General features: G+C 73.4%; 20 protein-coding genes. 6 read left to right on the top strand and 14 right to left on the bottom strand.

The window, feature by feature from the left end; all coding sequences use genetic code 11:
- Positions 1-51: 51 nt before the first annotated feature.
- Positions 52-402 carry a hypothetical protein gene (locus tag ACZ62B_RS27105; protein WP_344560168.1) on the bottom strand — a complete coding sequence of 117 codons (351 nt, stop codon included), beginning with the start codon at positions 400-402 and terminating at the stop codon, positions 52-54.
- A gap of 802 nt (positions 403-1,204) precedes the next feature.
- Here ACZ62B_RS27105 and ACZ62B_RS27100 point away from each other — a divergent pair.
- The 4 genes from ACZ62B_RS27100 to ACZ62B_RS27085 all read left to right on the top strand — a co-directional run bounded on the left by ACZ62B_RS27100 (position 1,205) and on the right by ACZ62B_RS27085 (position 6,105).
- A complete protein-coding gene (locus tag ACZ62B_RS27100; protein ID WP_469692349.1) occupies positions 1,205-3,418 on the top strand; it encodes an exo-alpha-sialidase in 2,214 nt (737 codons plus the stop codon).
- A gap of 121 nt (positions 3,419-3,539) precedes the next feature.
- Positions 3,540-3,980, top strand: a complete 441-nt coding sequence (locus ACZ62B_RS27095) for a fascin domain-containing protein (RefSeq protein WP_469692347.1) — start codon at positions 3,540-3,542, stop codon at positions 3,978-3,980.
- 226 nt (positions 3,981-4,206) lie between these two features.
- Complete coding sequence (locus ACZ62B_RS27090) at positions 4,207-5,037, top strand: PP2C family protein-serine/threonine phosphatase (RefSeq protein WP_344560165.1); 831 nt, start codon at positions 4,207-4,209, stop codon at positions 5,035-5,037.
- Between the two features lie 51 nt (positions 5,038-5,088).
- Positions 5,089-6,105 (top strand): MASE1 domain-containing protein, encoded by a 1,017-nt coding sequence (locus ACZ62B_RS27085; protein WP_468723621.1) that lies wholly within the window; start codon positions 5,089-5,091, stop codon positions 6,103-6,105.
- A gap of 22 nt (positions 6,106-6,127) precedes the next feature.
- Here the strand turns inward: ACZ62B_RS27085 and ACZ62B_RS27080 are convergent, their stop codons facing one another.
- On the bottom strand, positions 6,128-7,006 hold the full coding sequence (locus ACZ62B_RS27080) for a L,D-transpeptidase family protein (protein ID WP_468884460.1): 879 nt from the start codon (positions 7,004-7,006) through the stop codon (positions 6,128-6,130).
- Between the two features lie 173 nt (positions 7,007-7,179).
- Complete coding sequence (locus tag ACZ62B_RS27075; protein ID WP_468884463.1) at positions 7,180-10,563, bottom strand: CARDB domain-containing protein; 3,384 nt, start codon at positions 10,561-10,563, stop codon at positions 7,180-7,182.
- Between the two features lie 307 nt (positions 10,564-10,870).
- Here ACZ62B_RS27075 and ACZ62B_RS27070 point away from each other — a divergent pair, with 307 nt between their 5' ends.
- Positions 10,871-11,596 carry a hypothetical protein gene (locus tag ACZ62B_RS27070; RefSeq protein ID WP_469692344.1) on the top strand — a complete coding sequence of 242 codons (726 nt, stop codon included), beginning with the start codon at positions 10,871-10,873 and terminating at the stop codon, positions 11,594-11,596.
- A gap of 15 nt (positions 11,597-11,611) precedes the next feature.
- On the opposite strand, the gene ACZ62B_RS27065 is transcribed toward ACZ62B_RS27070, so the two are convergent.
- The 8 genes from ACZ62B_RS27065 to ACZ62B_RS27030 form a co-directional block, all read right to left on the bottom strand.
- Positions 11,612-13,510 (bottom strand): DUF2264 domain-containing protein, encoded by a 1,899-nt coding sequence (locus ACZ62B_RS27065; protein WP_468723613.1) that lies wholly within the window; start codon positions 13,508-13,510, stop codon positions 11,612-11,614.
- Positions 13,507-14,532, bottom strand: a complete 1,026-nt coding sequence (locus ACZ62B_RS27060; protein WP_468884472.1) for a hydroxyacid dehydrogenase — start codon at positions 14,530-14,532, stop codon at positions 13,507-13,509. Before ACZ62B_RS27060 ends, ACZ62B_RS27065 begins: the two co-directional genes overlap by 4 nt.
- A complete protein-coding gene (locus ACZ62B_RS27055; RefSeq protein ID WP_344560158.1) occupies positions 14,529-14,657 on the bottom strand; it encodes a hypothetical protein in 129 nt (42 codons plus the stop codon). The genes ACZ62B_RS27060 and ACZ62B_RS27055 overlap by 4 nt, the downstream gene beginning before the upstream one ends.
- 620 nt (positions 14,658-15,277) lie before the next feature.
- The gene (locus tag ACZ62B_RS27050; protein ID WP_468723609.1) at positions 15,278-16,075 is read right to left on the bottom strand and encodes a transferase; all 798 of its coding nucleotides are present in this window, start codon (positions 16,073-16,075) and stop codon (positions 15,278-15,280) included.
- A complete protein-coding gene (locus ACZ62B_RS27045; RefSeq protein ID WP_469692342.1) occupies positions 16,072-17,337 on the bottom strand; it encodes a glycosyltransferase family 4 protein in 1,266 nt (421 codons plus the stop codon). Before ACZ62B_RS27045 ends, ACZ62B_RS27050 begins: the two co-directional genes overlap by 4 nt.
- A 64-nt stretch (positions 17,338-17,401) precedes the next feature.
- Complete coding sequence (locus tag ACZ62B_RS27040; RefSeq protein ID WP_468884475.1) at positions 17,402-17,812, bottom strand: hypothetical protein; 411 nt, start codon at positions 17,810-17,812, stop codon at positions 17,402-17,404.
- 90 nt (positions 17,813-17,902) lie between these two features.
- Complete coding sequence (locus ACZ62B_RS27035; RefSeq protein ID WP_344560154.1) at positions 17,903-18,418, bottom strand: MarR family winged helix-turn-helix transcriptional regulator; 516 nt, start codon at positions 18,416-18,418, stop codon at positions 17,903-17,905.
- A 34-nt stretch (positions 18,419-18,452) separates the two neighbouring features.
- The gene (locus tag ACZ62B_RS27030; RefSeq protein WP_468723604.1) at positions 18,453-19,550 is read right to left on the bottom strand and encodes a PP2C family protein-serine/threonine phosphatase; all 1,098 of its coding nucleotides are present in this window, start codon (positions 19,548-19,550) and stop codon (positions 18,453-18,455) included.
- A 243-nt stretch (positions 19,551-19,793) separates the two neighbouring features.
- Here ACZ62B_RS27030 and ACZ62B_RS27025 point away from each other — a divergent pair, with 243 nt between their 5' ends.
- Positions 19,794-20,291 (top strand): hypothetical protein, encoded by a 498-nt coding sequence (locus ACZ62B_RS27025; RefSeq protein ID WP_468723602.1) that lies wholly within the window; start codon positions 19,794-19,796, stop codon positions 20,289-20,291.
- Between the two features lie 53 nt (positions 20,292-20,344).
- Here ACZ62B_RS27025 and pgm read toward each other — a convergent pair whose 3' ends face one another.
- The 3 genes from pgm to ACZ62B_RS27010 all read right to left on the bottom strand — a co-directional run bounded on the left by pgm (position 20,345) and on the right by ACZ62B_RS27010 (position 23,411).
- Positions 20,345-21,985 carry a phosphoglucomutase (alpha-D-glucose-1,6-bisphosphate-dependent) gene (gene pgm, locus ACZ62B_RS27020; protein ID WP_344560151.1) on the bottom strand — a complete coding sequence of 547 codons (1,641 nt, stop codon included), beginning with the start codon at positions 21,983-21,985 and terminating at the stop codon, positions 20,345-20,347.
- Between the two features lie 115 nt (positions 21,986-22,100).
- Positions 22,101-22,508 carry a hypothetical protein gene (locus ACZ62B_RS27015; RefSeq protein ID WP_344560150.1) on the bottom strand — a complete coding sequence of 136 codons (408 nt, stop codon included), beginning with the start codon at positions 22,506-22,508 and terminating at the stop codon, positions 22,101-22,103.
- Between the two features lie 54 nt (positions 22,509-22,562).
- On the bottom strand, positions 22,563-23,411 hold the full coding sequence (locus ACZ62B_RS27010) for an STM4011 family radical SAM protein (protein ID WP_468723598.1): 849 nt from the start codon (positions 23,409-23,411) through the stop codon (positions 22,563-22,565).

Here is a 23,411-nt window from a genome sequence, read left to right as displayed (position 1 = left end):
GGCCGCGGACCGCGGCGTCACCCCATGGCCCCCGGCCCCTTCGCCCCGGAGCTACCCCTTGCCGCCCGTCTCGTAGTGCAGGGAGATGGAGCGCAGGACGTCGGCGGAGGAGACGTCGGTGCGGCCCTCGTCGTGGACCTCGGCGAGCTGGACGAAGGCGAAGGTGAGCGCGGAGGTGATCTGCACGATGGCCGGGCCCAGCTTCTCGGTGACGATGTCCGCCACCTCGCGCGCGCTCGCGTCGGCCGGGAGCTGGATCCGCGGCAGCATCTCCTCCAGGAGCTGGGCGACGGCCCCGCTCCCCGACACGTCGGCGTCCGGGTCCGCGCGGAGCCGCCGTCGCATCTCGAGGGCCTCGGTCAGGATCCCCACACCCCGCTGCATGATCTCCCGCTGCTCCATGGGCACAGCCTAGACCCGTGCCTCGCGGGCCGTTTTCCGTACGGTGCGACCGGCCCGGGGGTGTGGCGCCGGCCTCGCCCTCGTCGCCGGTGCGGGTGGAGGAGCAGGTCCGCCGCCGGGCGGCGGACGCGACCGCGGACACGTCCGGCGTCCACTCGGCCGTGGGCCGGGACGCGGGCTTCCCGCCGATCGGCCCCGGGTGCCTCGGGTGCCCCGGGGCCGCCGGACGGGCCTGAAGCAGGTCCGGGCCGGGCTCGCGGCGCCGGCGGACGGCGGCGTCCCGGCGCGTGCGAAGGTCTTCGGCGCGACGAAGGACCCGCCGGGCGACAGGACTTCCGGCCGGCTGCCGGCTCCGGGACGGTCTCCCGCGCCGACGCCGCCGCCTCGCTCCGGGCCGGGGTCTCCTTCGTCGTCCGGTCCCGGCCGCGCAGGCCCGAGGACGAGGTCCGTGCCCCTCCTGACCGCCGGCCGGGACGCGCCGCTGCCACGACTTCAAGGGCCCTCTCGCGACCGCCCCGGTCCTCGTCCGGCGCCACCGGCGCGTCGCCGCGCCCCCTTCCCGGACACCGGGCGAACCACCGTTCAACCAGCGGTTTCGCGTTCGCAAGGGTGCGTTCACCGTGGCGGTGGCGGAGTCGCCCGGAACCGGTTCCGGTTCCCCGACCCGGCTGACAACCGGGCGGCGAATCGACAGACTGACGACCGTTGTCGATCACACGGAAGGCATGGGATGTCCGACGGCACAGCGGCCGGGGGCGGCGAGAAAAGACACCCGGCCAACGAGAAAAGACGCCCGGCCGGAGTGGGCACACTTCTGACGGCCGTACTGACGGTTCTGGCGGTTCTGGCGGTGCTCTGGGGAGGAGCCGCCCTGGGCACGGGCCCGCGCGCGACGCCCCTCGAAACGGTGCCGGTCGGCGCCGTGCCGGGCGGGCACGGAACGGTCTTCGCCTCGGGCGAGTCGGGTTACTCCTGCTTCCGCGCCCCCGCCGTGGTCCGCGCCGGCAGCGGAAAGCTCCTGGCCTTCGCCGAGGCGCGCAACGACGACTGCGGCGACAGCGGCCGCATCGACCTCGTCCTGAAGCGGTCCACCGACGACGGCGCGACCTGGAGTCCGCTGACCGTGGTGACCGCGAGCAGACAGGACGCGAGCGGCCTGGCCTTCCCGCACAACGCGACCCCGATCGTGAACACCGGGAACGGCGACATCGTCCTGCTGTACGCCGAGAACTACCGGCGCGTCCACGTACGGACGAGCACGGACGACGGCCTGAGCTGGGGAGCGGCGAGGGACATCACGTCCGCCGTGTGGAAGCCGGAGTGGGGGGCGCTCGGCGAGGGGCAACTCGGCGTCGGTCCCTCGCACGGCATCATGCTGACGCGGGGCGCGCACGCCGGACGCCTGGTGGCCGGCATGGGCTACCGGATCGCGCCGGGCCGGCACCTGCAGGACCCGAAGGGCGGCGCCCTGATCCACAGTGACGACGGGGGCCGCACCTGGCAGTCCGGCGCCTCCTCCCACGGCGCCGAACCCGAGCTCGGCGTCCAGGAGCTGAGCGTCTTCGAGCGTGCGGACGGAAGCCTGATGGCGGTGGCCCGCAACGAGGAGGGCACCGACACCGTGCGGGCCGCGTACGCGGTCTCCCGCGACCAGGGGCTGACCTTCGAGGCGGACTTCGCGCCGCTGGAACCCCTGCAACTGCCCCGCACGGGTGTGCAGGCCTCCACACTGGCCGTACGCGCCGAGGACCGGGACGGTTACGACCGGGTGCTGCTGGCCGCGCCCGCCGACACCGACGAACGCAGGGGCCTGACCATCCGCTCCTCCTTCGACGGCGGCCTCACCTGGCAGACCCCCGCACAGGGCGCGCTGGTGACGGACGGCATCTCCGCCTACTCCGACATGGTCGATCTGACCGGCGGGCGGTACGGCATCCTGTACGAAGGGGGGACCACCGCCCAGCACCAGTTCATCAAGTGGGCGGGCTTCACCGAGGCGGACCTCGACCGGCCGGACGACGCCGGCACCCTGACCGCCGGCCAGTACACCGGGGCGCTCCCCACCGGCTCGCCCAACCAGCTCCACCTGTTCGCCCCCACCCCGGCCGGCGGTCTCGGCCACTGGTTCGAGGAGGCCGACGGCACGGTCAAGCGCGGCACCTGGGGCTCCGGCGTCGCCGGTGAGGCGGTGGCGTTCCCGTACGGCACCCAGCAGCACACGCTGGTGCGGGGCACCGACGGCAGCCTCCAGCACCGCTTCTGGGACACGGCCGCCAAAGCGGTGGTCCAGGAGACCTGGCTGCCGGCCGGCACGGTGGCCGGGGCACCCACGGCCCTGGTGACCCCCGGTCAGCAGCATGCGTTCGTACGGGCGGTCGACGGCAGGCTGCTGCACAGCTTCTGGGACGAGGGCAGCGGCGAACTGCGCCGGCAGACCTGGGCGGCCCCCGGCTCCCTGGCCGGTGACCCGGTCGCCGTGGTGTACGGCACCCAGCAGCACGTGTGGGCGGCCGGTACCGACGGCGCGCTCCACCACTGGTGGTGGACGAAGGGTCCCGGGGTGCGGCACGAGTCCTGGGGAGGCACCGTACGGGGCACGCCGACGGCGTTCGTCCACGAGGGGCAGCAGCACGTGTTCGCCGGTGACGCCGACGGCAGGCTCGCGCACTGGTCACGGGAGGCCGCCGCGCAGGTCGTCGAGCGGGAGACGTGGTCCACGCCGGAGCCCCTGGGCGGCCGTCCGGTCGCCTTCGTCCACGGCTCCCAGCGGCACGTCTTCGCGCGGACCGCGAACGACACCCTCGCCCACTGGTGGTGGGACCCGTCCTACAGCGTGCGGTACGCGGTGCTGCCCGGGACGGTGCGCTCCGACCCGGTGGCACACGTGGTCGGCGACGTACAGCATGTGTACGGGGCGGCGGCCGACGGAACGCTCGAGCACTGGTGGTGGGAGAGGACGGAGGGCGACCGCAGGGAATCCTGGGGAGGCCAGGTGGCGGCCACACCCCCCTGGTAGCCACCGCCGGTCACGGCTCCCGGTACGCCGCGGTCCCGCGAGCGGGTGTGCTCGCGGGACCGCGGCGCCCCGGCGCTCGGAGGCCGATCGACCGGAGGCAGGGATTCGCCCGCAGTCCGGGATGCGCCTCGCGCATGAGGCCGAGGGCGGCCCGGCGGTCCGCACGGGCGCCGGCGGCGACGCGCTCGTCGCCGCCGCCGGCCGTTCCCGGCAGGGCGGGTGTTTCGGTTCCGGGGAGACCCGCCGTGACGCCGTCGAGACCCGTGTGGACGCCGTCGGCGCGCGGCAGGGAAAGCTGCGGGCGCGCGGTGACGAGGTGGGCGGACGGGAACAGTTCGCTCTCCGCACCCGTGACGGCGGAAAGACGGTGGCGCTCCGGTCCGCGGCCGGCGGCCTCTTCGTCAGCACCGGGATCAACCAGACCGGCGACCACCAGGGGATGCCGCGCGCCCGCTCGGACGACGTCGCCGGCGGCTGGGAGCGCTTCGCGCCGGAGCACGCCGACGACTTCGGCGTCGTGGGGGCCGACCCGGCGGGTCCCGCTCCCCTGCCCCTGGGCTGATCCCGCACCGCGCCCACAGGCCGTCCGGCACCCGGCCGCACAGGTGACGGGGTGTGACGAGCGCGGAGGGGCCGCCACGTTCACCGCGGACGTGACGGCCCCTCCGGACATGGACTGGCCCGGCCGAATCGCTTCCGACTATCATCCTTTGCATATATGAATGAGAGCTTTGTCCACCGAGGGTGGCTGCCGCGCGTGCGGGTGCCCTCGTCCGAGTGAGTGATCCATGTCCCGCACCGGCTCCACGGACGACGGCGACGAGCTTCTGGTCAGGCTCGGAACGCTGACGGCACAGGCGCGTGCGCAGGCGGAGGTGCAGCGTTCCCGGGTCGAGCTGGCCATCGCCCTGCAGCGCGGCATGCTGCCGAGGGGGCTGCCCGTCGCCGACGGTGTGCGGCTGGCCGTGCGGTACTCGCCCGCGTACCAGGGGCTCAATGTCGGCGGTGACTGGTACGACGCCTTCACCATGCCCGACGGCCGGATCGGTCTGTCGATCGGCGACGTCCAGGGGCACAACATCGAGGCGGCCGCCTTCATGGGGCAGGTCCGGGTCGGGCTCCGGGCGCTCGCCTCCGTCGACAGCGAACCGGGCGAGCTCCTCGCCCGGACCAATGAACTGCTGCTGTCCCTCAGCTCGGATCTCTTCGCCACCTGCACCTTCATGCGGCTCGACCCGGCCACCCGGCTGCTGGAGAGCGCACGGGCCGGCCATCTGCCGTGCGTGTGGGCCACCGCGGACGGCCGGTCCGGGGTGACCGAGGACGAAGGAGGCCCTCCGCTGGGGATCCTGTCCGGGGCGGTCTATCCCGTCACCCGCTACCGGCTGGACACGGGCGGGGTGTTCGTGATGCTCACCGACGGGGTGGTGGAGGGACCGTCCATGCGGCTCGACGAAGGGCTGGACCAGGTGGTGCGGCTGGCGGGCATCGCCGCGGTCGCGCGCATGGACACGGACGCGCTCGCCGCCGCCGTGATCAAGCAGGCGGAGCGGGTGGGGCACGACGACGACGCGGCCGTCATGGTGATCGGGCACGACGGACCGGCCACTCGGCCATAGGGCCGCAGGCCCGCGCGTCTCGCCTCGCCGACGCGGCGGCCTCGGTGTCTGATGACTTGTGTGGTGGCTCGCCAGGACCTTCGTACACCGGCTGTCTTCGTGCTCGAGACGCTGGCCGTCGCCGCCTGCTACTACGCGGGGGGACGGCTGGGGCTGCTGCGCGAGCTCCACATCGGCGGTGCGGTGGTCTCACCCATCTGGTCGCCGACGGGAGTGGCCGTCGCCTGTCTGCTGGTCTTCGGGCTGCGCTGCTGGGTGGGCATCGCACTCGGCGCCCTGCTGATCCTCATGCACCTCACCTCGCTGCGGCTGTCCTCGCTGGGCGTCCTCGTCGGCAGCACCGCCGCGCCGGTGTGCGGGTACCTCCTGCTCCGCAGGGTGGGCTTCCGCATCGATCTCACCCGATTACGGGACTGTCTCTCTCTGGTGTTCCTCGGCGCCTTCTCGGCGATGCTGATCAGCGCGAGCACCGGCGCCGCCCTCCTCGTGGCCACGGGCGACCTTCCGGTGCGGAACCTCTGGGTGGTGTGGCTGGCGTGGTGGGTGGGCGACGCGATGGGCGTACTGCTCGTCGCCCCGGTGCTGCTCACGCTGTACCGCGTGCTGTACCGCGTGCGCGCGCCGGTGCACTGGTCGAGGTGGAAGGAGGTGGTGGGACTGGCGGTGACCGCGGGCGTCCTCGTGCCGCTGGCGACGCGCAGCCCGGCCAGTCTGCTGTTCGCCATCTACCCGCTGCTGATCTGGGCGGCCCTGCGGTTCCAGCTCGGGGGCAGCATGGTGTGCGCCCTGTTCGCGTCCGTCATGGCCACCATCGCGGCGACCGATCGCGTCGGGCCGTTCGAACGGCTGACCGAGGTGGAGGTCCTGGTCAATCTGCACGCGTTCAACGGGGCGCTGGCGCTGACCGCGCTGTTGCTGTCGGCGGTGATCGCCGAGCAGCGCAATACGCGGCGCTCCGTGGAACGGGCCTGTCAGGAGTTGGTCGAGGTGCTGGAGCATCTGACCGCGGGGGAGGTGTCGGCCCGGCCCCCGCGGGACGAGGACGGCCGGCCCCGGGACGGGGACTGACCCGTGCGGCCGGGCGGGCCGCTCACCGGCTCAGCGAGTCGGCGTCGCCCATGACGATCACCGGGTGCCGGTCCGGGTCGAGGGTGCGCAGGAGTTCCTCCATGTGACGCTCCGAGAGGCTGACGCAGCCCTGGGTGGGCCCCTGGTGGTCGACGTGCAGCCAGATGCCGCCGCCCCGGTCGGCGCCGAGCGGGCGGGTCAGGTCCAGCGGGGACGTGCCCGGCTCGCGGTTGTAGTCGATGGCGATGACGTAGTCGAAGGAGCCTTCCAGCGGCTCGCCCTCGAAGCCGGTGCCGTCGACCGCGAACCCCTCCGACCGGTCGTACGGCAGCTCGGTGCCGGGATCGGGCAGCAGCCCTCCGGCGTCGGTGAGGGTGAACACGCCGATGGGTGAGCGGAGGTCGCCCGCCCAGTGGTCGTCGGTCCAGCCCCTGAGGGCGTTGTGCGCGGGCCATGCCGGTCCGCCCTCCCATCCGGAGCCGGTGTGCTGGTACAGCACGACCTCCGAGCGGTTGGCGTCCTTGCCGCGGCCGGTGACGACGACCACCTGGCGGGCGTTCGCGGGGATCCACGCCCGGGTCCGGGGGCCGAGGCCGGGGATCCGGGCGGGCGATCGTGTCCGCGCCGCGGCGCCGGGCCGGTTCTGTGCGGCGCCGGCGGGGCCCGGCGTGGCGTCGGCGGTGCCGGGCGCGGTGTGGGCCGTGCCCGGTGCGCCGCCCGCCGGTGCGGTGGCCGCCGGGGTGTCCCGCGCCGTGGTCCCGGTGTCCGATCCGCATCCGCTCAGGGCCGTCAGCACGGCGAGGGCGACGGCCGCCGGCACCGCCCGGCCACGCGCACGGACGAGGACACGGTACGGAGCACGGTGACGCGGACGGGGCGGGCAGTCGATCGATGAAGCCATGTCCTCAGCCTGACTTCGACTTCCCGGAATCGCGTCAGCTCCCCGCGCGAGTCCGCCGAAGTCCCCCATCTGCGCTGCCCGGGAGGAGCTCGGGGAGGGGGCCGTCCGGGTGACGGGCCCGCACTCCGAGTGGAGTACGGGCCCGCCGGACGGAGCGGCGCGCGGGGGTGGCGCTACCGGTTGATCACGAACTGCGAGCCGGGTTCGATCAGTACGTCCCCTTCGGCCGAACCGGTGATGGTGACGTCCGTCAGCGTGGCGCTGCCGCGGGCGCCGCCCATGGCGAGGATGCCGGAGCCGTTGTTGGACTTGTCGATGGTGACGCCCGTGATCCGGGCGTCCGGCACCGCTCCCCCGCCCGACTTGAACTGGATGCCGTCGTAGGTGGAGTCGTGGATGTCGGTGTCACGGATGACCACGCCCGGGATGTCCAGACCCTGGGCGAACAGGGTGATCGCCCCGAACTCCTGGTCCTCGTTCCAGAAGGCGCCGCCGGTGCGGTACAGGCCGTTGTTGGCGATGAGGGTCTGCCCGGAGAAGGGCAGCGGGTCGTGGTCGGTCGCCAGCATGATGCCGGGGTAGTTCATCGTGTCGTGGACGAGGTTGTTCTCGATGGTGTTGCCGTAGCCTCCGTAGACGGCGATGCCGTTGGCGCGCCAGGGCAGTTGGACGGTGTTGTTGCGGAAGTGGTTGTCATGGCCGATGTCGACCGACGGGTCCTTGACGTACTTGCTGGCCCACACCGCGAGCGCGTCGTCGCCGGTGTTGCGGAACGACGAGTTCTCCACCTCTGAATTACGTGTTCCGTTGGCGAAGTTGATGCCGTCCGCGTAGGTGTTGCGGATCCGCATGCCGCTGAATCGCAGTCCGTCGGCCGGACCCCACAGCTCGGGGATGTTGCTGTAGTCGCGGCCCACCCAGACACCGACGTTGGCGTGCTCGATCCACACGTTGCTGATCTTCGTGTCCTTGCCGAACCGGCCGTTGAGGCCGACCCCGCCCTCGGCTCCGCCGTCGCCGCCGCGGATGGTGCCCGAGCCGAAGATGGCGATGTCCGAGATCTGGGTGTTGTCGTCGATGTCGAAGCCGAAGTTGCCCTCGTGGGGGTGGTTGATGCCGCCCGCCTGGTGCGGTGGCGTCAGCGTGTAGAGCTGGGAGTGCCACATGCCGGCGCCGCGGACGGTGACGTCGCGGATGCCGACCTGGTTGTGCTGGCCGCGGTTCAGCGGGTCGTCGGTGAGGATCTTCTGCTCCTGGCGCCACTGGCCCGGCGGGATCCACACGCAGTCGATCCGCCCGCTCTGGTCGGCGGTCACGGCGCGCTGGAGGGCGTCGGTGTCGTCGATGCCGTCGTTGGGGACGGCCCCGTACTCGGTGATGGAGACGCATCCGGCCGGCTTGGCGGAGGGCGGTGCCACCTGTTCCAGGTCGACCAGGTCGACGATGTGGAAGGCGGCGGTGTCGTCGGCGTCGCGCTGGAGCCGGAAGACGGTGCCCGCCGGGTAGGTGGCGCCGAGCAGCGCGTGGGACTCGTCGAACAGGCGGCGGGCGTCGCTCCCCGGGGTGTTGGTGAGCCCCTCGGGGGCGTCAGTGTTGCCGTACAGCCAGCTGTGCTTGGAGCTGAGGCCGAGCTTTTGCACGAACTCGCCGTCGGCGTAGAGGCTGAGGGTGGCCTCGGTGCCGCCCCCGCCCGGCGCGTCCGGGATCGAGTTGCGTACGACGATCGAGTTGGCCGGGTTGTCGGAGGTGAACTGCACGTACTGGCCGGTGGTGTCGAGGCGGACCGACTCGCGTCCGGAGGACTCGGTGGCGAAGTTGGTGTGGCCGAAGGTCCGCTTGGCGTCGGCGGTGAGGAGCGTGCCCCGGTAGGTGCCGTCCTCCGCCTCGTACTCGGTGTACGGCACGGCGGCGCCGCGGCCGACGACGACGGAGCGGGTGAGGATGTTGTTGTTCTCGTCGGTCTCGTCGACGGTGTCCGTGGCGTCCGCGGTGGCGGTGAGGACACTGGCGCCGCCGGTGGCGGTCCAGGTGCCGCTGATGTCGACCTCGGCGGTGGCGCCCGCGGCGATCGTCCCGGTGGCTCCGTCGAGGGTCCTGCCGCCGACGGCGAGACGGGTCACGGAGCCGGCGGCGGCCGGTGAGGTGCCCCGGTTGCGCACGGAGACGGTGAAGGACACCGACGCGCCCGTGGCGGGGCTCGCCGGGTCGGTCTTGATGCCGGTCACCTCCAGGTCGGGGCCCGGACTCTGCGCGACGGTCAGCTTGTCGGTCGCGGTGCGGCTGTTGTTGGTGTCGTCCTGCTCGGGGACGGTGTCCGTGGGGTCGACCACGGCGGACACGGTGTAACTGCCCCGGGCGCGCTCGCCCACGTCCACGGAGACGGTCGTCGAGGCGCCCGCGGCGAGCGCTCCGACGGGTGCGCTGCCCGCAACGGTGCCCTCCAGGCTGACGGCGACCGTGGCGGCGGCGGACGCGGCCGTCCCGGCGTTGCGCACGGTCGCGCGGACGGTGACGGCGTCCGTCTCGGTCGGGGACGCGGGCGTCCAGGTGAGGTCGGAGACGACCAGGTCGGGGTTGGGGGCGGCGGCGCCCATGACCTGCAACTCGGCCACCTGGGCGCCGTATCCGCTGGAGTTGTGCGTGAACCTCAGCCGCACGTCGGCGTAGCGGCCGGTGACCGGGATGGTGACGGTGTTGGCGCCCGCACCGGGGTCGAAGGTGTAGTCGGCGCGGGCTTTGATCGAGGTGAAGCCGTCCGACGCCTGTTCCCTGCCCAGGACTTCGATGCTCTGGGTCCGCTTCGCCCAGGCGGCGTCGGGGTCGAGCCTGACGACGACACCGCTGAGGTCCGCGGCGGCACCCAGTTCGACCGTGAGGGCGGCGGGGTGGCCGCTGGACTCCCAGTAGGTTCCCACCTGCCCGTCGTTGGCGTTGGTCGCCACGAACGAGTGAATTGTGGAGGAGGCCTCGATCGGCTTCCCGAGCGACAGGTTGGTGCCGTCGACCGGTGGTTCCTCCGGATCGCCGCCGTCGTCGTCGCCGTAGACCTCGATCTCCGACAACTGGGCGGCGTTCCAGCCGGTGTTGGCGCTCACTTGGACGCGGATGTGGCGCACGTCGCGGGCGGGGAAGTCCACGGTGACCGTGTTGCCGCCGTCGGGGTCGAAGCGGTGGGCGGCGGACCCGGACAGCGCGGTGAAGGAGGAGCCGTCGGTGCTGCCCTCGACGGAGAGGGTCTGGGTACGGGCCTCCCAGGCGGTGGGCAGCTCGAGGACGACCTGCCCGGCCTCGACGGTGCCGCCCAGGTCGACGCGGATCCACTGCGGGAAGGCCCCTGCCGGGCCCTCCCAGTAGCTCAGCTGGCTGCCGTCGGTGACGTTGGCGGCGGGGTAGCCGGCGTGGGAGCCGCCGGCCGTGACGCTCTTGCCGAGCGCCATGTTGGGGCCACGGACCGCTTTCGACGCGGCGGTGGCCGTACCGGGTTGGAGGCCGACGGCGACCAGGCCGGCCAGGAGCAGGCCGGTGATCGTCCGTAGGCCGAAGCGCTTCCGTCTCATGAAGTCCTCGTTCCACGGCGGGTGCTGGGGCGGGTGGCCAACCAGGCAGTCGGTGCTCCTGCCATGGATTGCCATGGTCAAGTACAGCTTTTGCGTTGGGTAGTTGATTTCTTGCGCGTTCCGGATTGAAGTTTCCGGCTCACGCCCCTCTTGTCAATGGCGTGCACACAACGTTCTTCGGGGTCGCGCCGTCCCTCGTGCCGCGTGAGAACGTCAACCGATGACCGCACAGAAGAAACGGTCAACCGCGCTCGGCCGTACCATGGCTGGCCACCGAGGGAACCAACGGGCAGAAAGGGGCACCGCCATGTCCGAGAACTCGACCGCGGCCACCGACCTCACGTCGCAGTACTCCGCTCAGGTCGCGAGTGATCTGGAGCGCAACGTCAAGGAGCAGGAGCGGGTCACGGCGGAGATCGCCGCGCTGCAGGAGCAGTTGACCGTGCTTCAGCACGACCACACCGTTCTGGTGAACATGCAGCAGGCACTGGGCCTCGTCCGGTCACCCGCCGAGCCCGCGGGCACGCCGGAGGCCGTGGGCACGTCGCAGCCGGCGGACGCGCCGGAGGCCGACACGGTGCCGGACGGTGCGACCGTGCCGGCGCCGCGCAGGAGGGGCGGCACCAAGTCGGAGGCCAAGTCGGAGGCCGAGCCGGGCGCCAAGCCGGGCGCGGAGAAGCCGAAGCGGACGAGGAAGACGGCCGCCGCGCGCACCACGTCCGGGAAGTCCGCCGCGTCGGGGAAGTCCACGCGCAAGCCGCCCGCCGCGAAGGCGGACGGGCCCAAGCTGGTCGAGCTCGTCCGCCGGCACCTGGGTGAACAGAGCGAGCCCCGCTCGGCGGCGGAGATCGCCGGCGCGCTCGAACAGGCCCACCCCGAGCGCGCCGTCAAGACCACGGTCGTGCGCAGCACCCTGGAGGGCCTGGTCGCCCGCAACCAGGCCCAGCGCACCAAGCAGGGTTCGTCGGTCTTCTACACCACGCCCGACAGCACCGAGCAGGCCCCGAAGGCCGACGACGACACGCGGTCCTGACGTCGTCCCGGCCGCTCACCGCTCCGTGTGACGCACCTCCACCGTCTCGAAGGTGATCCGGGTACGGGCCGCGCCGCCGGCCCAGACGACCTCGACCGTCCCGTCGTCCACCCGGACCTCCTCGACGGCCTCCGCCAGGGGCGCGGCGTCCGCGTCCGCCGTGAGGGAGGCCAGGGCGATGTGCACGGAGGTGCCCGCGCACCCGCCGGTGAGGCGCGGGACACGGGCCCAGCGGGTCCAGGCCGTGCCCTGGGGGGCGCGGACCAGACCGGGGGACGGGTCGTCCCAGCCGTGCAGGCCGTACAGGGCGGAGGTCAGCGGCTCCTCGGGGCCGGTGGCCCAGCCGGTGTGGGTGAGGCGGGATCCCTCCGGCGCCCCCACGACGCGGTGCACGCGCAGCTCGTGACGGCCGTGTGCCACCGTCACGCTCTCCACCCGCAGACCCGGGACCATCGGCGGACCGCCGGCGAACACGGGGCGGTGCCACGATGCCGCCCAGCCCCAGCCGTCACCGTGCCCCGCGCCCAGGGGGTGGACGCGGCGGCGCACACTGGACCGGCCGCCGGTCTCCACCGACAGGTGGTTGTCGGCGACGTTCCCGGGTGCGGTGGGGCCGGTGCGGGTGGAGTAGGCCTGACGCCCGTAGTGCGGGTCGTCCCCGTCCGCCGTCTCGCCCTCGTGCGGGCGCACATGGTCACTGCCGTGGTTGTGCAGCCGTACGATCCCGTCGGCGCGGGTCGCCTGGACGAGCAGCCCCGGCGCCGGCAGCGCCAGCACGCGGTCGGACTCCTCCACCGGTGCCGGCTCCTCGCGGGCCGTCCAGAACGCGTGGCCGGCGGGGGCCAGCAGCGCGACGAAGGCCTTGGACGCCCAGTACGGTGACGCCGGTCCGGAGTAGCTCTGCAGACTGGCCTCGTGCGGGCCGTACCAGCCGCTGCCGAGCAGGCCGTCGGCGGTCAGCGCGCCCCGGTCCAGGAAGTGGCGCAGACTGCCGCTCGCGATGCGGCGGGAGGCGCCCGGGGTCAGCGGGGTGTGCCCGGTGACGGCGCCCAGCGCGACGGCCGCCGAGGCGGCGAAGCGGTACGTCAGTGACCGGCCGAAGTGCAGCGGCGCCCCGTCCGCGCCGAACATCAGGGCGTAGCCCTCCAGATGGGCGCGCAGCCGTTCGCCGTGAAGGGCCGACGCCTCACCATCGCCCGCGAGATGGGCGTCGAGGACCGGATAGAGGTGCAGGGCCCAGCCGTTGTAGTGGTCGAAGGCGCGTCCGTCCCCGTCGGCGTACCAGCCGTCGCCCCGGTACCAGCCCTCCAGCAGTTCCAGCGCCCGCTGCCGCGCGGCAGCCGTCTCGGCGTCGCCGCGCCCGACGGACTCCAGGAACCCGGCGACCGTGTACGGGAAGAGGTACCAGTTGTTGGGTGCCGGGGTGTGCCGCAGCGCGCCCCGCAGCCACTCCTCCGCGCGCTCCTGCACACCGGGGTCGAGGTGCTTCCACAGCCAGGGCGCGGTGAGCCGCAGGCCGAGCGCGACGGACGCCGACTCGACCATGGGCTGGCCCTGTACGTCGTGGTCGAGGATCAGCGGCCAGGACTCGGTGTCGTCGCGGCCGGGGGTGCGGGTGCCGGCGGCGAGTCCGTTCGCGTACCGCTCCAGCAGTCCGTGCGGGTCGTCCCCGCCGGAGCCCGCGACGCGGAAGGCGGCGGCGAGGAACGTCCTGGCGTAGCCTTCGAGTCCGTCGGAGCGCACTCCCGAGCGGGAGGGGCGTCCCGGCAGGTCGAGCAGTGCGCAGCCGGGGGTGCTCCAGCGCCAGGCCGCCGCGAGGAGTCCGTCGGCCACGGCCTCCCAGTGGGCGCGGGTGTATCCGGTGCGGGGGCTGACATCGTGGTCGTCGGCGGGCAGTTCGAAGGGGATGCTCATGCCAGGAAGGCCAGCCTTTCGCGTCGTACGGGATGGAGGAAGCCCTCTCCGGAGGCCCAGCGCGCGGTCTCGGAGAGGGCGAGAGCGGCCAGCCGGCGCCACTCGTTGCCCTGGGAGCCGGCGAGGTGGGGGGTGAGGAGAACGTTGTCGCACTCCCACAACGGGTGCTCGGGCGGCAGGACTTCGGGGTCGGTCACGTCGAGCACGGCGCGGATGCGGCCGGCCAGCGCGGCGTCGGCGAGCGCGTCCTGGTCGACGACCGCGCCGCGCGCGGTGTTGATCAGTACGGCGCCGGGGCGCATGGAGTCGATCAGTTCACCGCTGACCAGTCCGCGGGTCTCGGGCAGCAGCGGGGTGTGCACGCTCACGGTGTCGCCGCGCCGGAACAGCTCCGCCAGGCCGACGCGTTCGACGCCGAGTTCCCTCGCCCCCGCCTCGTCGACGAACGGGTCGTACAGCAGCACGTCGACGTCGTGCGGGCGCAGCAGGTCGATGACCCGGCGGCCGATGAGGGAGGCGGACAGGATGCCGACGGTGCGGTGGTGGTTGCCGACCGAGCGGGAGGTGCGCAGCCAGTCCGGCCGGGTGCGCGAGGCGCGGTAGTCGCGCGCGCTCTCCAGGACCTGTTTGCCGGTGAGCAGGATCATGGCGAGGGTGTACTCGGCGACCGGGACGGCGTTGGCCGCGGCGGCGGAGGACACCTCGATGCCGCGTTCCCAGCAGGCGTCGGTGACATGGCCGCGTACGCTGCCCGCGGTGTGCACGACGGCCCGCAGCCGGGGCGCCGTCCGCAGCACGTCCGCGTCCAGGGGCGGGCAGCCCCAGCCGGTGATCAGCAGCTCGACGTCGGCGAGCACGGTGCGGGCGCGGGGCGTGGTCAGGTCGTCCAGGACCGGGAGCGGTGCGAGGTCGCACAGCGCGGCGAGGGCCGCGAGCGACTCGGCGTCGAGGACCGCCGAGGCGACGTCCGGGGACATGGCCAGTGCGGCGCGGGGGCGGGGGCCGGGCGTGGGCTCGGTCATGGCGGCGGGCAACTCCTTGTGCGGGCGGGACACTTCGCGGCGTCGGCGGTCGGACCGCCGCGCCAGAAGCGCTGGAACAGGGTGAAGGCGAGGGTGAGCGGCAGCGCGGCGGGCAGGAATCCCATGATGACCGCAGCAGGCGCCGCAGGGCTTCGCCAAGGCCGAAGTCGCCCGGTTCGGCTCCGGATTCGGTGAGCCGGGCCGGCGCGGGAAGCATGTGCGCTAGGGCTTCCGCGTCATCGGGACCGGCCGTGTGCCGGAGTGTCGTCCGGACGGCTCGCCGAAGCCGAACGCCAAGGGCAGGCGGGTGACGGGCCGGCCGGTGGCGCAGAGGCCGAACCGGCGGTGGGAGCGGGTGAAGGTGCCCGGGCGGGTGGAGGACGTGCCCGCCCCGTGCACGTGAGCGTCACGGCGCCGGCAGCCCGCACGGCGTGGCCCGGTTCCCGGTGCGTGACGTTTCCGCGCCGCACGAGGAACTGCTCACCCGTCCGAACGCGCCGGTGCGACCGTGAACCGGCCCGGACGCGCCCGGTGGGCCGACGATGCGGGTCGTCGACCCGGACGGCAACGTCCTGCGATTCGCGCGGTCGCCATCCGCGCAGCGGGCGGACTCCCGGCGCGCTCCCTCCCGCGAAGCGATCGGGAGCGTCGCCGTTCTCACCGACGTGTCCGGACGGTCCGGTCGCCGAGTGCCGCCAAGGGCGGGGCCCGCGGAAGGACTCGGGCGGTGAGGGGATCCGGCCGTTCAGCCGAGGGCGGTCACCTCGACGGCGAGGTCGTTGTCGACGGTGTAGTAGGGGCGGACCGCGGACCCGCCCGCGGTGATCCTCGGGTAGACGAACACCGCCTTGCGGTCCGCCACGTCGTCGAGGAGGCGGCCGACCCTGGTGAGCGGTGCGTCGGCGGCGGGACGGAGGAAGACGTCCCAGATCCGGCTGTCGGAGGCCACGAGGTCCTCGCAGGCGACGGTGAAGGCGAAGCCGCCGCCTTCCGCCGGCCGTACCGGGACGCCGTGCAGGGTGTCCTTGGTGCCGCGCAACCGCAGCACCGCCTGAGCCCCTTCGGAGAGTTCGGTTCCGTGCAGACGGGCGCGGACCGTCATCGTCCCGTCGGCGATCTCCACGGGGCCCGCCTCCGCGTGGGCGGTGCGCAGCCAGGTCCGTATCGCGAGGAAGCCGTCCTTGGTGGTGTACGGCACCCGGACGGCCACCGGTGACGGCCGCTCGCGCGAGCCGCCGTCGACGAGCGCCCGCAGGTCCCGCGGGCCGGGGCGCAGCCGCTCCCGTCCGGCGTCCGGGCCGCTCAGCAGATACGTGTCCCAGCGGCCCTCCGCGAGCCGGGGCAGCGCCTCCAGCACGGCGCGGAACTCACCGTCGTCGCCGTGGGGTTCGAGGTCGAGGGTGCGGGTCGTCTCCTCGGGCCGGCCCTTCTTGGGGCGCAGCACCAGCAGCAGCCGGGGGTGCGTGGCCTCCGGCGGCCTCAGGCGGAAGGTGATCCGGCCGTCGGCGTCGATGGAACAGTGGGTGCGCGGGGCCGTGTTCATCGGCGTCCCTTCCGTACGGTGCGCAGCGCGTTCGACGCGGCGGCGTGGGCGAGGTCGCGGGCGGCGTGGCCCCGGCTGACGAGGGTGTGCTGGATTCCGCCGTGCTCCGGGGTGCCGTGCCGTCCGCCGCTCCGGGCCTCGATCGCGTCCTGGAAGAGACGCTCGGCGTGGGCGACGACCGGGCCGGGGGCGAACCGGTGGGCGTTGGCCACGGCCGCCTCGCCCATGCGGCGGCGGCGCTCGTCGTCGCGTACCAGGTCCAGGAGGGCCGCGGCGAAGGCCGCGCCGTCCCCGACCGGCACCAGCCGGCCGTCCTCGCCGTCCTTGATGATCTCGCCGGGCCCGTAGGGGCAGTCGGTGCTGACGAAGGGCAGTCCGCAGCGCATCGCCTCGACGAGGGTCATGCCGAACGGCTCGAAGTTCGACGCGGCCACGCCGATCGAGCCCTTGACCCACTCGGCCTCCATGGGGATCGCCGCGCCCATGAGGAAGACGTTGTTCCACAGGCCGAGGCTCTCGATCAGGGCGCGCAGCCGGTCCTGTTCCTCGCCCTTGCCGTAGATGCGCAGCTGCCAGTCGGGGTGTTCGGCGGCCACCCGGGCGAACGCCTCGATGATCAGGTCGAACCGCTTGACGGGGACCAGCCGGCCGGCCGCCACCACGACCTTGGCGGTGCCGTCGGCGGTGGGGAGCGTGGGGTCGGGGACGCTGTTGGGGAGGGCCTCCACCCGCACGCCGGGCAGCCGCATCTTGCGCCGGTAGGAGCCGGCGTCCGCCTCCGTGACGGTGGTGAGCACGTCGAGCCCGCGGTAGGCGCGGCGCAGCGCGGTGCGCAGCGCGGGCGGGTGGTTGTCGAGGGTGAGGTGCTCCTGGCCGACGCGTACGACGTGCTCCGGGGCCTGGAGGGCGAGGTGCACGTTGAGCCCCGGCCGGGTGCCGATGACGACGTCGGCGTCGATGTCCGCCAGGCACTCGGCGATCCGCTGGTCCGTCAGTTCGCTGTACTGGTGGTGGCGGTACTCGGCGGCGGGGAACACCTTGGCGGGTCTGCCGTGCAGCGGGTGGTCCTCCTCCCTCCGCAGATCCACCAACGCCCGCAGCCGTACTCCGGGGTGCGGAGTGAGATTGGGGTGCTCCCGGTGCCTCAGCACCGAGACGATCTCCACCTCGTGCCGTTCGGCCAGCGCGGCCGCCAGGTTGAACGTGGTGGTGATCGTGCCTCCGATCCCATAGGCGTTGTGGATCAGAAAAGAGATCTTCATAGCGGCCTAGACCGCACAAGCCGTTCAGTAGTTGTCCGCTGTTATCAGTTTGTGGCCGCGATGATCACGGTTGTTCAAGTGCCGGGTCCCGGCGCTGGATCCGCATGCCGGGGCGGCGGCGGTGGACGGTCAGGTACGTCAGGCCCTCGGGGCCGGCGGTGAGGCTCCGGGTGGAGCCGTGCGGGAGCCAGGTCAGGGTGCCCGCGGGGAGGGGGCGGGGGCCGTCGGGGGCGGTGAGGGTGCCGTGGCCGGCGAGGACCAGCAGGAGGACGTCGAGGTCGGGCTCGCGGTGGGTGCCGACCTCCTGTCCGGGCGGGATGCGTACGACGTTGGCGTCGAGCTGGCGGCCCGGCTCGGCGAGCCGCCACAGGGCGCCGGCGGACGCGCCGTCGAGGGCGGCCAGGGCGGCCGTGTCGCACAGGACCCGCGGGAGCGGAACGTCCTCGCCGCAATCGCCGATGCTTTCTGAGGTCATGGGGTGTCACCGTCCCGGGTGCGTGGACGCGGCGGCCGTCCGCGCCGCCTTTCAAATGCGAATCTAACATGCAGATTTGGGCGGCGCCGGTCACGGTCCGTCGTCCACCGCCCACCCGAGCGGGTACGGCTGCGGTTCGGTGACGGGGGGCTCGCCGCCGGCCTCGTTGAACGCGGTGAGGGCGCCGACCAGTGCCGCCCGCTGTCGTGGGCCCAGCCGCTCGACGATCGCGGCGATCTCGGCGCGGCGCCGCGCGGTGACGTCCTCGACCGTGTGCCGGCCCTCGTCGGTGAGCCGCAGCAGGGTCTCCCGGCGGTTGGCGGGGTTGGTCTGCCGGTCGGCGAGGCCGGCCGCGATCAGCCGGTCGACCATGCGCATCGCGGTGGACGGGGCGACGTGGAGCAGGTCGGCGAGCGTGACCAGCTTGGTGGCGCCGCGGGTGGAGAGCACCATCAGCATCCGGAACTGCGGCAGCGTCACCCGGTCCTCGACCGCGGCGAGGGAGCGCGCGGACACCGCCACCAGCAGCCGTGAGGCGGTCAGCACCGCACGGGTGACCGCCTCGACGTCGTCCCTGGCCCCGCCGGGGGGCTCCTCCCGATGCATGTGTCCTTTGTACCTCGCGGTGATCGCCGGCCGTTCACCCGGTGGGCGCGGACTCCACGTCCTGGTGGCGGTGGTAGCGCAGGAGGAGCATCGCGGCGTCGTCGCCGGGCGGTCCTCCCGCGTGCTGGACCAGGTCCTCGCGCAGGGCCTCCAGGGCGTGGTGCGCGTCGGGTTCCTTCAGCAGGTGCGTGCGCTCGCCCAGCGGGTAGAAGCGCCCGTCCCGGTCTCGGGCCTCGGTGACGCCGTCGGTGTAGAGCAGCAGTTGCTCGCCCGGGGCGAACGCCACCCGGTAGGGCTCCGGTCCCTCGGCGCCGTGCGCGGACAGGCCCAGCGGCAGCGCGAACGACGGCGGCTCCGGGAAGTCGGTGCCGCCGTCGCGGCGCAGCAGCATCGGGGCCGGATGGCCGTAGTTGAGGAGGACGACCTCCTGTCCTGCGCCGATCTCCGCGAGGATCGCGGTGACGAACCGCTCGCCCTCCAGCTCCCGGGCCACGCTGCGCTCCACCCGCTCGCCCAGTTTGACGAGGTCCGGCTCGTCGTAGGCGGCCTCCCGGAAGGCGCCGAGGACCACGGCGGCCGTCTCCACGGCGGCCAGGCCCTTGCCCTGCACGTCGCCGAGGATGACCCGGACGCCGTGCGGTGAGGCCACCACCTCGTAGAGGTCACCGCCGATCCGCGCCTCGGCGACGGCGGACGTGTAGGAGACGGCCACCTGCACGGGCCCCGCGGTCAGCGGCACCGGCCGCAGCAGCACCCGCTGGGCGACCTCGGCGATCGACCGCACGCTGGCCAGTTCCGCCTCCCGGCGCGAGCGCATCACCGCGGCGGCGATACCGACGCCGGTGACCCCGGCGACCGACGCCATGGCGGTGTAGCCGCGGCGCGCCGGGAACAGCTCGTTGTACAGGCCCAGCCCGATGCAGAGCAGCAGCGCCAGTACGCCGATCACCGCCGTGCGGCGCCAGCCGCCGACCAGGCCCGCGAAGGCCGGCCCCAGCGACACCAGGGGGAGCAGTCCGACTCCCGGACCGGCCACGACGTCGACGACCGCGATCACCGCCATCACCACGAACGGCATCCAGGACAGCGCGGACAGCGCCCACCGGCTCGATGGCGGTTTCTCGTCGGTCATGTCCTGCTCCAGCGGTGTCGAGGGCACTCGAGAGCCGTCCGATTCCTCCGCAGACGCCCCTCCCCCACCTTTAGCCTATGCAAGGGTCGGCCGCTCCGTGCTCCCCCGGGCGGACCTTTATCCGATCGAGTCCGCACCCGGACCGCACCGTCTCAGCCGTATGTTCGGTTCCGCGGGCCGCTGTTCATTCGTTTTTGCGCTGTGCAATGATCCTGGCGGGATCCTCGAAGGGAATGAACGGACGTGACCGCGCAGAGGCCGGACGACGGCGGAACGCCCAAGGAGCGGGACGGTACACCGTCGCTGCCCGAGGACGTCTGGCAGCGGTTCCTCACCGACGACGAGCACGCCATCCGGGCCACCGCCCCCAGGGAGCCCTCCGCGCTGCAGCGGACGCGGCCGCACACCGACGGCGGTGCGGCGCGGGGGGACGCCGGCGTCGAGGCGGTCGGTGATCTGTGGCAGCCGGACGATCCGTGGGACGGCCCGTCCTGGCGGGAGATGGACGGACGCGCCAGGCTGCGCCGTGTCGGCCGCGTGGTGGGCACGGCCGCCGCGATCGCCCTGGCGCTGGGCGCGTGGTCGCAGCTGTCCACCGGTGCGGGCACACCGGCCGAGGCACCCGGCGACACCGTTCTGCAGCAGTCGGAGGAGATGCCGGCGGAGCTGCCCACGGCGACGTCCCTGTCGCCGGAACTCACCTCCCCGGCCCCGTCCGCCCCCGGCGTCCGGACCGGCTGACGCGCCCCGGCCACCGTGGCGGGTGACCGGGGCGTGCCCGTGCGGGGTGCGGCTCAGCCGCTCAGTGCCGCGAGGACCACGGCCTTGGCCTCCTCCTGCACCCGGCGCAGGTGCTCGGGTCCCTGGAACGACTCGGCGTAGATCTTGTACACGTCCTCGGTGCCGGAGGGGCGGGCGGCGAACCAGGCGCTGTCCGTGGCCACCTTGATGCCCCCGATGGACGCGCCGTTGCCCGGCGCCTCGGTGAGCACCGCGGTGACCGCCTCCCCGGCCAGGGTGTCCGCGGTGACCTGGGCGGGAGACAGCTTCGCCAGGCGGGCCTTCTCCTCGCGGGTCGCCGGGGCGTCGATCCGCTCGTAGGCGGGCTCGCCGAAGCGGGAGGTGAGCGCGGCGTAGTGCGCGGAGGGCGTCTTCCCGGTGACGGCCGTGATCTCGGAGGCGAGCAGCGCCAGGATGATGCCGTCCTTGTCGGTGGTCCACACCGAGCCGTCCCGGCGCAGGAAGGAGGCCCCGGCCGACTCCTCACCGCCGAAGCCGAGGGTGCCCCCGGCCAGTCCGTCCACGAACCACTTGAAACCGACGGGCACCTCGACGAGTTCGCGCTTGAGGTCGGCGGCGACCCGGTCGATCATCGCGGAGGACACCAGGGTCTTGCCGACGCCGGCCGCGGACGGCCACCGCTCGCGGTGCGCGTAGAGGTAGCCGATCGCCGTGGCGAGGTAGTGGTTGGGGTTCATCAGCCCGGCGTCCGGGGTGACGATGCCGTGCCGGTCGGCGTCCGCGTCGTTGCCGGTGGCGATGTCGAAGCGGTCGCGCTGCCGGATGAGGGACGCCATCGCGTGCGGCGAGGAGCAGTCCATCCGGATCTTCCCGTCCCAGTCCAGCGTCATGAACCGCCAGGTCGGGTCGGTGAGCGGGTTGACCACGGTGAGGTCGAGCCGGTGCTCTTCGGCGATCCGGCCCCAGTACGCGACGGACGCCCCGCCCAGCGGGTCGGCGCCGATCCGTACGCCGGCCGCGCGGATCGCGTCCAGGTCCAGCACGTTCGGCAGGTCCGCGACATAGGTGCCGAGGAAGTCGTAGCGGCCGGTTCCGGGTGCGGCGAGGGCGCGGGCGTACGGGATGCGGCGGACGTCCTTGAGGCCGCCGCGGATGATGTCGTTGGCCCGGTCCTGGATCCAGCCGGTGGCGTCCGAACCCGCGGGGCCGCCGCTGGGCGGGTTGTACTTGAACCCGCCGTCGGCGGGCGGGTTGTGGGACGGGGTGACGACGACGCCGTCCGCGAGGCCCGTGGCGCGGCCCCGGTTGTGGGTGAGGATCGCGTGCGAGACCGCCGGGGTCGGGGTGTAGCCGTCGGCGCTGTCGATGAGCACCGTGACCCCGTTGGCCGCGAACACCTCCAGGGCGGTGACCCGCGCGGGCTCGGACAGCGCGTGGGTGTCGGCGCCGAGGAAGAGCGGCCCGTCGGTGCCCTGGCCCGCGCGGTACTCGCAGATGGCCTGGCTGGTCGCGGCGATGTGGTCCTCGTTGAACGCGGCCGTCAGGGACGAGCCGCGGTGTCCCGACGTCCCGAAGGCGACGCGCTGCCCGGGGTCCTCGGGGTCGGGGTGCAGTGCGTAGTACGCCGTGACCAGCCGAGCGACGTCGACGAGATCCTCGGGGCCGGCCGGGCCGCCCGCTCGCTCGTGCTGCATGTGCCCACTCCTCCGCAGGGGTTGATTCTTCGCTTGCGGAGACATCTTTCCTCTTCGGGGCCGCACCGCGCGAGTGGGGCCCGGCTCCGCGCCGTCCCGCCCCGCCGTCCCGGTGTCAGATCCGGCCGCCGGTCATCCGGGTGAGGGGGCCGTGGGTGTGGCGTTCGGCGCGCCGGCCCACCGCGTAGGAGGCGGCGGTCAGCGCGGTCAGGCCGGCCGCGGCACCGGCGGCGACGAGCCTGCGGTTGGCCATCGCCGTCCAGGCGGTCTTGGCGCCGGCGGCGACCTGGCCCGAGGTGGCGACGACCGCGCGGCGGCCCGCCTCGACCCCCTTGGCCGCGGTCTGCGCGGCGCCGCTCGCCGCCCGGGCCGCGCGCTCGGCGCCCGACGCGGCCGTCGACGCCGCGTCAGCGGCCTTGCCGGCGGCGGGGGCGGTCGCCTTGTCCGCGGTCTCCCGGGCCTTGGTCGCGGCGGACCGGGCGGAGGTGGTCTTCTGCTGCGCGTTCTTGTTCTGTTCGCTCATGGACACCGACTTGCCGCTGGTTCCCGCGGCAAACACGTCACGTGGCACGGGCGGCTACCCGGCCGGGGCCGGTATCCGTTCCAGCACACCGCCCGCGAACACGTCGTACAGCGGCAGCGTTTCGAGGTGGACGTAGCCGATGTGGCAGTCACAGGTGGTGAGGGGGCAGGGACGGGGGCGCAGCGCCTGCCGGTAGCTGCCGTCGTAGAGGTTGCCGAGTTCGGCGCGGACGAAGTGGCAGCGGCGGACCGTGCCCTCGCCGTCGACGGAGATCACGGACTCCCCCGTGCGGCAGGGCAGGCCCGCGCTGGCGTGGGGGCGGCGGCTGTAGGGGAAGAGCGGGTCCAGCGCGGTCCACACGCCGGCCTCGGCGTCGTCGTAGGCGCGGCCCTCGGCGGCGTTGACCCACAGGTACACCTTCTCGGGCAGGTCGGCGCGCAGCCGCCGGGCCGCGTCGAGGTGCTCGGGCAGTCCGACGATGCCGACGCTGAACCGGACGCCGAGGCGGTCCAGTTCACGGCACTTGGCCAGGAAGCGGTCGTAGGGGGTCTGGCCCGGGTGGTACGTGCACCACAGGGCGAGCGTGTCCAGGTCGGCGCCGGCCAGCCAGTCGGTGCGGCAGCTCAAGTTGGTCTGGATGGCGACGCGGCGGATGTGCGGCCGGTGGGACAGCCGGGTCAGGGTGCTGCGGTACCAGGAGCGGACCAGGCCCTCGCCCCACGGGGTGAAGAGCAGGGAGAGCCGGTCGGTGGTCTGCGCGTCGGCCCAGTCGGCGAACCTCTCCAGGCAGGCGCGGTCCGCGCGCAGTTGCTCGCGGCTGTCGCGGCGCTTGGCGAAGGGGCAGTACGGGCAGTCGTAGTCGCAGGAGGCCAGCGGGCCCCGGTAGAGGAGGGTCAGGTCCAT

The organism is Streptomyces sp. NPDC053426, assembly GCF_055585405.1.
The sequence above is the reverse complement of the archived record's forward strand: the minus strand, read 5'-3'. Positions and strand labels throughout refer to the sequence as shown.

Bases quoted from the DNA above. Each gene is read 5' to 3' on its own strand.
- ACZ62B_RS27105 (WP_344560168.1), bottom strand. From the start codon at position 402: ATGGAGCAGCGGGAGATCATGCAGCGGGGTGTGGGGATCCTGACCGAG.
- ACZ62B_RS27095 (WP_469692347.1), top strand. From the start codon at position 3,540: ATGCGCCTCGCGCATGAGGCCGAGGGCGGCCCGGCGGTCCGCACGGGC.
- ACZ62B_RS27090 (WP_344560165.1), top strand. From the start codon at position 4,207: ATGTCCCGCACCGGCTCCACGGACGACGGCGACGAGCTTCTGGTCAGG.
- ACZ62B_RS27085 (WP_468723621.1), top strand. From the start codon at position 5,089: ATGACTTGTGTGGTGGCTCGCCAGGACCTTCGTACACCGGCTGTCTTC.
- ACZ62B_RS27080 (WP_468884460.1), bottom strand. From the start codon at position 7,006: ATGGCTTCATCGATCGACTGCCCGCCCCGTCCGCGTCACCGTGCTCCG.
- ACZ62B_RS27075 (WP_468884463.1), bottom strand. From the start codon at position 10,563: ATGAGACGGAAGCGCTTCGGCCTACGGACGATCACCGGCCTGCTCCTG.
- ACZ62B_RS27070 (WP_469692344.1), top strand. From the start codon at position 10,871: ATGTCCGAGAACTCGACCGCGGCCACCGACCTCACGTCGCAGTACTCC.
- ACZ62B_RS27065 (WP_468723613.1), bottom strand. From the start codon at position 13,510: ATGAGCATCCCCTTCGAACTGCCCGCCGACGACCACGATGTCAGCCCC.
- ACZ62B_RS27060 (WP_468884472.1), bottom strand. From the start codon at position 14,532: ATGACCGAGCCCACGCCCGGCCCCCGCCCCCGCGCCGCACTGGCCATG.
- ACZ62B_RS27055 (WP_344560158.1), bottom strand. From the start codon at position 14,657: ATGGGATTCCTGCCCGCCGCGCTGCCGCTCACCCTCGCCTTCACCCTG.
- ACZ62B_RS27050 (WP_468723609.1), bottom strand. From the start codon at position 16,075: ATGAACACGGCCCCGCGCACCCACTGTTCCATCGACGCCGACGGCCGG.
- ACZ62B_RS27045 (WP_469692342.1), bottom strand. From the start codon at position 17,337: ATGAAGATCTCTTTTCTGATCCACAACGCCTATGGGATCGGAGGCACG.
- ACZ62B_RS27040 (WP_468884475.1), bottom strand. From the start codon at position 17,812: ATGACCTCAGAAAGCATCGGCGATTGCGGCGAGGACGTTCCGCTCCCG.
- ACZ62B_RS27035 (WP_344560154.1), bottom strand. From the start codon at position 18,418: ATGCATCGGGAGGAGCCCCCCGGCGGGGCCAGGGACGACGTCGAGGCG.
- ACZ62B_RS27030 (WP_468723604.1), bottom strand. From the start codon at position 19,550: ATGACCGACGAGAAACCGCCATCGAGCCGGTGGGCGCTGTCCGCGCTG.
- pgm (WP_344560151.1), bottom strand. From the start codon at position 21,985: ATGCAGCACGAGCGAGCGGGCGGCCCGGCCGGCCCCGAGGATCTCGTC.
- ACZ62B_RS27015 (WP_344560150.1), bottom strand. From the start codon at position 22,508: ATGAGCGAACAGAACAAGAACGCGCAGCAGAAGACCACCTCCGCCCGG.
- ACZ62B_RS27010 (WP_468723598.1), bottom strand. From the start codon at position 23,411: ATGGACCTGACCCTCCTCTACCGGGGCCCGCTGGCCTCCTGCGACTAC.